Genomic DNA, 7,003 nt, shown 5'->3' with positions numbered 1-7,003 from the left:
GCCGCCGCCGAGGCAGCGAAGGCCGAGCAGCAGGCGCGTGCCGCCCAGGACAGCGCCGCTTCCGCGCTGGCCAGCCTGCCCGACGTGGACTTCTCCGTGGGCAAGGAAGCCTTCATCTCCACATGGACCGACCGCATCGACGCCTACCTAGCCGGCTCGCCGCTGGCGGGGCAGGGTGCGACGTTCGCCACGGCCGCTTGGGACTACGGCGTGGACCCGCGCTGGTCGCCCGCCATCTCCAACACCGAGAGCTCGAAGGGTGCCGTGTGCTTCAAGCCGTATAACGCCTGGGGTTGGGGCCAGTCGGGCTGGGGGAGCTGGGAAGAGGCCATCAACGCCCACGTGGCCGGCCTTGCGAGCGTTTACGGCTATTCCATCACGTACGGCGCTGCCATGAAGTACTGCCCGCCGAACTACGACCACTGGTTCAACGCAACGCTGGGCCAGATGATGATGATCTAAACGTTTCGCCGGCCGCCGGGCCGGCGAAACTGTTTTTCCGCCCCGGAACCGATGATGCCAGGCTGCCTTTAGCTCCCCAACGGGCGTGTATCGCCGCTTTCCCGCGCGCGAGGCTTGCAGTATGCTAGGGCGCGGCAGGAAATCGGCGCCGCACGGGCGCGTGGTGAAAGGATCGGTATGAGCAACGTGATCGTCGTCGGCTGCGGCCGCGTGGGCTCGCAGTTGGCGAACATGCTGTCGGACAACGGCAACAACGTGTGCGTCATCGACAAGAACGCCGACGCGTTCGCGAACCTGGGCCGCAACTTCAACGGCTCGACGGTGCAGGGCCTCGGCTTCGACGAGGAGACCCTCGTGAAGGCCGGCGTGGAGGACTGCGACGTCATCGCGGCCGTCACGCAGTTCGACAACACGAACCTCATGGTGGCCGAGGTGGGCAGCCGCCTGTACGGCGTCCCCCATGTCATCGCCCGCCTGTACAACCCCGACCACGAGCGCGCCTACATGCAGCTGGGCATCGACCACGTGTGCGGCACGTCGCTGGTGGCCGAGGACGTGTTCAGCAAGATCGTGTCGGGTCACGGCGCGCACATCGACACGTTCGGCGAGTTCGAGGTGCTGCGCTTCTCGCTCGACCTGAGCTGGCGCGACACCGACCATCCCACCATCCGCGTGTCCGAGATGGAGCGCGACCACGACATCCGCATCATCGCGTTCGAGCGCGCCGACGGCTCCGCCTCATCCATTCCCACGCGCGACTCGATCCTCTACCAGGGCGATTCCGTGCTCGCCTGCGTGCGCCACGAGCTTATCGGTGCGTTCTCGCGCTACATCCAAGACTAGGAGAATCCCATGTACATCGTTATCGCCGGCGGCGGCAAGATCGGTGAGTACCTGGCCAACGTGCTGCTGCAGAGCGGCAACGACGTGGCCGTGATCGAGGAGAACCTGCAGACAGCCGACCATCTGTCCATTGTGCTGGAAGGGCGCTACCTCGTTATCCACGGCGACGGGTGCGACTCGAAGTACCAGGAGGACGCCGGCATCCGCAAGGCCGACGTGTTCGTGGCCACCACGGGCCAGGACGACGACAACCTGGTATCGTGCGAGATCGCCCAGCGGGTGTTCAACGTACCGCGCTGCATCGCGCGCGTGAACAACCCGAAGAACCTGCGCATCTTCCGCGAGGTGGGCATCGAGAGCGTGTCGTCCACCACGCTCATCGCGACCCTTATCGAGGAGGAGACGCTGCTGGGCAGCGTGAGCGTGGCCTCGTCGCTCACGCATGGCAACGTAGTGCTCACCGAGATCACCGTGCCGCGCATGCGCTACCACTCCAACGAGGCCGGCATCCTTGCCTCAAGCGTGCCGCTGCCGGAGAACAGCCTGATAGCCGCCGTGTCTCCCAAAGACGACGACAACGTGGAAGTGGTGGGCGAGGAAACCGTGCTCTACCCCGGCGACAAGGCCATCGTCGTAGCCGACACCGAAGTCCTTGACGAGGTGCGCTCCCTGTTCAAGGGGCTCTAGGTTCCGGCGGCCTACCTGCCGGCCTCGCAGGCTTCTCGGCGCCAACCCGGCGTGCTCCTCCTATCCCTCGCGCGCCGCGCGCAGCTCCTCGAGGGCTTCGGGCGGGGTGTGGGCGCAGGTGCCGTCGCCCAACGCGACCACCTGCACGGGGTCGCCGGGCTTCACCTCGCCGTCCTCCAGCGCCACGAAGAACACGCCCTCGCGGGGGAAGATGCAGTCGCCGGCCAGGTGGTAGATGGCGCACTTCGTGTGGCACACCTTGCCGATCTGCGAGAGCTCCAAAAGGGCCCCGCCCACGCGCACGCGCGTGCCCAGCGGCAGCGCAAGGAGGTCGATGCCCTCGGTGGTGACGTTCTCCGCGAAATCGCCCTCGGCCACGTCAAGGCCCATGGCCTGCGCCTTCTCGATGGACTCCCATGCCAAGAGCGACACCTGCCGGTGCCAGTCGCCGGCGTGCGCGTCGCCCGCCACGCCCCGGTTCGCCTCGATAGCGGCACCGCCCGCGCACGGCGTCTTGCGTCCGCCCTTGCGCCGCGACGTGTTCACCGACCGCACGCGGCCCTCCCTGCACTCCTCCATCTTGTCCGCCCTTCTCCCGAATGCCTAGTATTTCTATAGGAAAATATACTACTTGATCGAGGATAAGCAAGTCAAGCGCGCCGCGCCCAAGGCTCGACACTTTCCGTGAAGTGCGCCGCTCGGGGGCTGGTTTGCGGTATGCTGGTTGCCATCAGGTACGACGTGGGAAAGGGACCGGCGTGATCAACCGTTACACGCGCCCGGCTATGGGCGCCATCTGGGAACTCGAGAACAAGTTCTCCATCTGGAAGGAAATCGAGGTGCTGGCGTGCGAGGCGCAGGCCGAGCTGGGAAAGTCCGGTATCACGAAGGAGGAGGCCGCGTGGATCCGCGCGCACGCCGATTTCACCGTCGAGCGCATCGATGAGATCGAGAAGGTGACGAACCACGACGTCATCGCGTTCACCACGAACATGGCCGAGTACATCGACGCCGACGTGCCCGAGGGCCAGGAGCCGCCCAGCCGCTGGGTGCACTACGGCATGACGTCTTCCGACCTGGGCGACACCGCGCTGTCCTACCAGATCACGCAGGCTATCGACATCATCCTGGAGGACATCAAGCAGCTGGGCGAGACGTGCAAGCGCCGCGCCTTCGAGTTCCAGGAGACGCTGTGCGTGGGCCGCACGCACGGCATCCATGCCGAGCCGATGACGTTCGGCATGAAGTTCGGCAGCTGGGCCTGGGCCCTCAAGCGCGCCCAGACGCGCATGGAGGAAGCCCGCAAGGTGGCCGCCACGGGCGCCATCAGCGGTGCCGTGGGCACGTACTCCAGCATCGACCCGTTCGTCGAGCAGTACGTGTGCGAGCACCTGGGCCTCTCGCCCGACCCGCTGTCCACGCAGGTGCTAGCGCGCGACCGCCACGCGCAGGTCATGGCCGGCCTCGCGGTGACGGCGTCCACGCTGGAGTCCATCGCCATGCAGGTGCGCCTCTTGCAGCAATCCGACGTGATCGAGGCCGAGGAGCCGTTCACGAAGGGCCAGAAGGGGAGCAGTGCCATGCCGCACAAGCGCAACCCCATCACGGCCGAGCGCGTCTGCGGCCTGGCCCGCACCGTGAAATCCAACGCGCAGGTGGCCTTCGACAACGTGGCGCTGTGGTACGAGCGCGACATCAGCCACTCCGGCGCCGAGCGCGTGGCGCTGGCCGACAGCTTCATCGCGCTCGACTACATGTTCGGCAAGATGCAGTGGATGCTCGACGGCCTGCAGACCTACCCGGCCAAGATGGAGCACAACCTGTGGCGCACGCGCGGCCTCATCTTCAGCTCGAAGGTGCTGCTGGCGCTCGTGGACACGGGTATCAGCCGCGAGGACGCCTACGTCATCGTGCAGCGCAACGCCATGAAGGTGTGGGAGGACATCCAGAACGCGGTGGACGGCCCCACCTACCGCGAGAACCTCGAGGCCGACTCCGAGGCGAACCTTAAGCCCGAGGTGCTCGACGAGATCTTCGACCCGTGGGACTTCCTCACCCGCAAGGACGTGGTGTTCGACCGCCTGAAGGAGCTGGAGTTCTAGCGCCCGTTTCCCTCAGCAGCTTTCTTTTGCAGGGCCTCCGATGGAGGCCCTTTTTTCTCATCATAGATTGATTAAAAAGATTAGTAAGATTAGAGTGAGGAAAAAGCGGAGGAAGAAGGGGGGCGCGATGTTTTCCGAGGGGCCGATGGTCGAGTTTAAGCGCGAGTTCTCGAAGCGGGCGCTCAAAACCGTCGTGGCGTTCGCGAATACGAACGGCGGTGTGCTGTACCTTGGCATCGAAGACGACGGTTCCGTATGCGGGCTGGATGACCCGGATGCCGTCTTGCTGGCGGTGACCAACGCCATCCGAGACTCCGTGAAGCCGAACCCGTCGATGATCGCCGAGTGCGAGAAGGTGGAGTTCGAAGGCAAGACGGTGGTGGGCGTGCGTGTGGAGCGCGGGGTGGATCGGCCGTACTACCTGGCCGACAAGGGCATGCGTCCCGAAGGCGTGTACGTGCGCGAAGGGGCCGCGTCGTACATGGCATGCGAGGCGGAGATCGCCACTATGCTGAAGGCGTCGCGCAGGGAGTCGTTCGACAGCGGGCGCAGTTTGCGCCAGAATCTGACGTTCGAGGGAACGCGGGCGTATTTCGAGAGGGAAGGCCTCGAATTCGGCGGCGCTCAGATGCGCTCGCTGCGCATGGTCGATCAAGACGGTCAGTTCACGAACTTGGCCTGGCTCTTGTCCGACCAGTGCGACGCGGTTGTCAAGCTGGCGGACTTCTTTGGCGTGAACCGCACGACGTTCAAGGACCGGCTTGAGGTGACCGGGTCGGTGCTCGTGCAGTTCGACCAAGCGCTCAAGTTCCTTGCAAAGCATTTGCACTACAAGACGAAATTCGTCGACATGCGTCGGGTTGACTACGAGGACTTCCCGCCCGACGCGGTGCGCGAGGCGCTCATCAACGCCATCATCCATCGCGATTACGAGATTGTGGCTCCGACGCTCGTCAGCGTGCTGGAGGATCGCATTGAGTTCACGTCCCACGGTGGCCCGCCGGTTCAGCTTTCGCTCAGCGAGTTCGAGTGGGACGTCTCGGTGCCGCGCAATCCGCTGTTGGCCGAGGTGTTCTACCGTGTGCGCCTCATCGAGGCATATGGCACGGGCATCAAGCGCATCTTCGAGGCATACGAGGGCAGCGGCGTGTCCCCCGAGTTCAACATGTCGAAGCACCTCGTGCGCGCGCGGCTGCCCAATCGCAACTACGACGGCGACGACGCGTTCTGGCGGCGGGGGAGCGACCCGGTTATCACCGTGAGCAGGGGTGGGGCGGCGGGGGCTGACGAGCTGCGCGACCAGGAGCGTCTGGTGTTCGCCATGCTGGAGGAGTTCGGCCCCATGCGGCGCGCCGACCTCCAGGAGCGCTTCGAGTTCTCGCAGGCCACGCTTTTGCGCATCCTCGGTCGGCTGAAGGACAAGGGGCTCGTGCGGGCCGAGGGCAACACGCGCCGGCGCGTGTACCGCGTCGCTGTGGAAGGCAGCTCGGCAGCCGGCTAGAGGCACCCGGCTAGAAGCGTTCTGCACCGTGGCGAGGCCGGGCCGCCTGCCCGCTGCAAGCGCGGATGCTCCTTAACCGACCGGCTTCCACACCCTTACCAGGCAGTATTTCTTCGGGTCGCCGTCGATGGGCTTGTCGTCGATGTTGGCGTAGGTGACGATGGAGCCTTGCGAGCCGGTGGTGGCCAGGTACTCGCCATAGTCGTCGGCGCCGTTCTCGGGCTGGAGGGCGAAGTACTCGTTCGTCTTCAGGTCGATGCCGCACACGGTACGCTTCGACTTCACGATGAAGCAGCCGCCGCACCAGGCAGGGGCTGCCGTGGGCGCGAGGCTGAACGAGAACCAGGGCGCGTCGCTGTAGTTGCCGTCCGTCACGCGGGACGCGGGCGTGTAGGTGCCGATCTGGGAGATGCCGTCGCCGTAGTTGTACCAGGCGTCGAACGAGAACGAGAACCCGTTGTCGCCGTAGCCTGCCTCCAGGGGGCGCATGGAGCGGGGCAGCACCATGGTGTCCAGCACGTTGCCCGATGCGGCATCCAGGTGCGTGAGCTGGTAGTAGGTGCCCGCGGTGTCCGCGCGCGGCGTGATGACCACGGAGTCGGCCAGCGCGTAGGGCGGCGTGCAGGGCCTGCCATGGGACGTGTAGACGGTATCGACGTCGCCCGATCCCAGGGATGCGCGCTTGACCAGCGAGTCCTCGGCGCTGTAGTCGCCGTCGACCTTGGGCAGGACCTGCCAGAACGCATAGGCGCCGGCCGCCGCGATCGTAGGGGTCTCCCACTGGCCGTCTCCCTCGTCAACCAGGTGCGGATCGCCGGCCACGCCATCGGCCAGGCGCGCCGTGTACACGCGCCAGAGGCCGTCGAGGATATCGGCCTCCGTCCACACGAGGCCCGACGCCGTGGCGCGCACGTCGTAGATCTCGAAACCCTCTTCCTGGCCCACGGCCCTTTCCAGCACCGTGGACAGGTTTCCGCTGCCAAGCGACAGCAGCCCCACCTGTGCGAGCGGCTTCGCCTCTTCCGTGGGCAGCAGGCAGGCGGCCACGTCGTCGCCGCTCGCCCAGACGAGCGAGCCGTAGGGCAGCTCGGCTCGCACGGACAGGCCCATACGGGCAGACGCGTCCTCCACGAGGGTGAACGCGCTCTCGGAGGCAGATGTGTTCAGCGCGGTCACGGCCGAGGCGGGCACTTCGAGCACCGTCACGTTGCCGGCAGCCTCCTCGCGCTGCTTGAGGACCACCGAGGCTGCGCCGCCGGCCGCCGCGAGGGCGGTCACGCCGATGGCGCCGAACAGGAAGTGGCGGCGCGTGAGAAGGACCTCCCCGCCGTTCGGCGTGGGAACGTGGATGCCGCCCCCGCCCGAGCCGCCGGAGCCGACCGAGCCGGAGCCCGCGCCGCCGGCACCG

6 protein-coding genes and 1 pseudogene are annotated in these 7,003 nt (G+C 66.2%); 5 read left to right on the top strand and 2 right to left on the bottom strand.

The features are described from left to right. The 3 genes and pseudogenes from GPA_RS05265 to GPA_RS05255 form a co-directional block, all read left to right on the top strand. Positions 1–462, top strand: a pseudogene (locus GPA_RS05265) (CMP-2-keto-3-deoxyoctulosonic acid synthetase); the annotation flags it as partial. Positions 463–639: 177 nt separating this feature from the next. After that, positions 640–1,305, top strand: a complete 666-nt coding sequence (locus GPA_RS05260) for a potassium channel family protein (RefSeq protein ID WP_015539183.1) — start codon at positions 640–642, stop codon at positions 1,303–1,305. Positions 1,306–1,314: 9 nt separating this feature from the next. Continuing rightward, positions 1,315–1,992, top strand: a complete 678-nt coding sequence (locus GPA_RS05255) for a potassium channel family protein (RefSeq protein ID WP_015539182.1) — start codon at positions 1,315–1,317, stop codon at positions 1,990–1,992. 60 nt (positions 1,993–2,052) lie between these two features. Here GPA_RS05255 and GPA_RS05250 read toward each other — a convergent pair whose 3' ends face one another. After that, entirely contained in the window at positions 2,053–2,571 is a 519-nt protein-coding gene (locus GPA_RS05250; protein ID WP_015539181.1) for an MOSC domain-containing protein, read from the bottom strand. A 179-nt stretch (positions 2,572–2,750) separates the two neighbouring features. On the opposite strand from GPA_RS05250, the gene purB reads away from it, so the two are divergent. Next, complete coding sequence (gene purB, locus GPA_RS05245; protein WP_041239142.1) at positions 2,751–4,094, top strand: adenylosuccinate lyase; 1,344 nt, start codon at positions 2,751–2,753, stop codon at positions 4,092–4,094. 127 nt (positions 4,095–4,221) lie between these two features. Continuing rightward, on the top strand, positions 4,222–5,595 hold the full coding sequence (locus GPA_RS05240; RefSeq protein ID WP_015539179.1) for an RNA-binding domain-containing protein: 1,374 nt from the start codon (positions 4,222–4,224) through the stop codon (positions 5,593–5,595). Between the two features lie 72 nt (positions 5,596–5,667). On the opposite strand, the gene GPA_RS05235 is transcribed toward GPA_RS05240, so the two are convergent. Further along, the coding region (locus GPA_RS05235; RefSeq protein WP_231847576.1) for a Tat pathway signal protein at positions 5,668–7,003 on the bottom strand (1,336 nt) is incomplete at its 5' end.

The organism is Gordonibacter pamelaeae 7-10-1-b, from assembly GCF_000210055.1.
GTDB lineage: Bacteria > Actinomycetota > Coriobacteriia > Coriobacteriales > Eggerthellaceae > Gordonibacter > Gordonibacter pamelaeae.
Note: the sequence above shows the minus strand (reverse complement) of the source record. Positions and strands in the feature narration are given on the sequence as shown.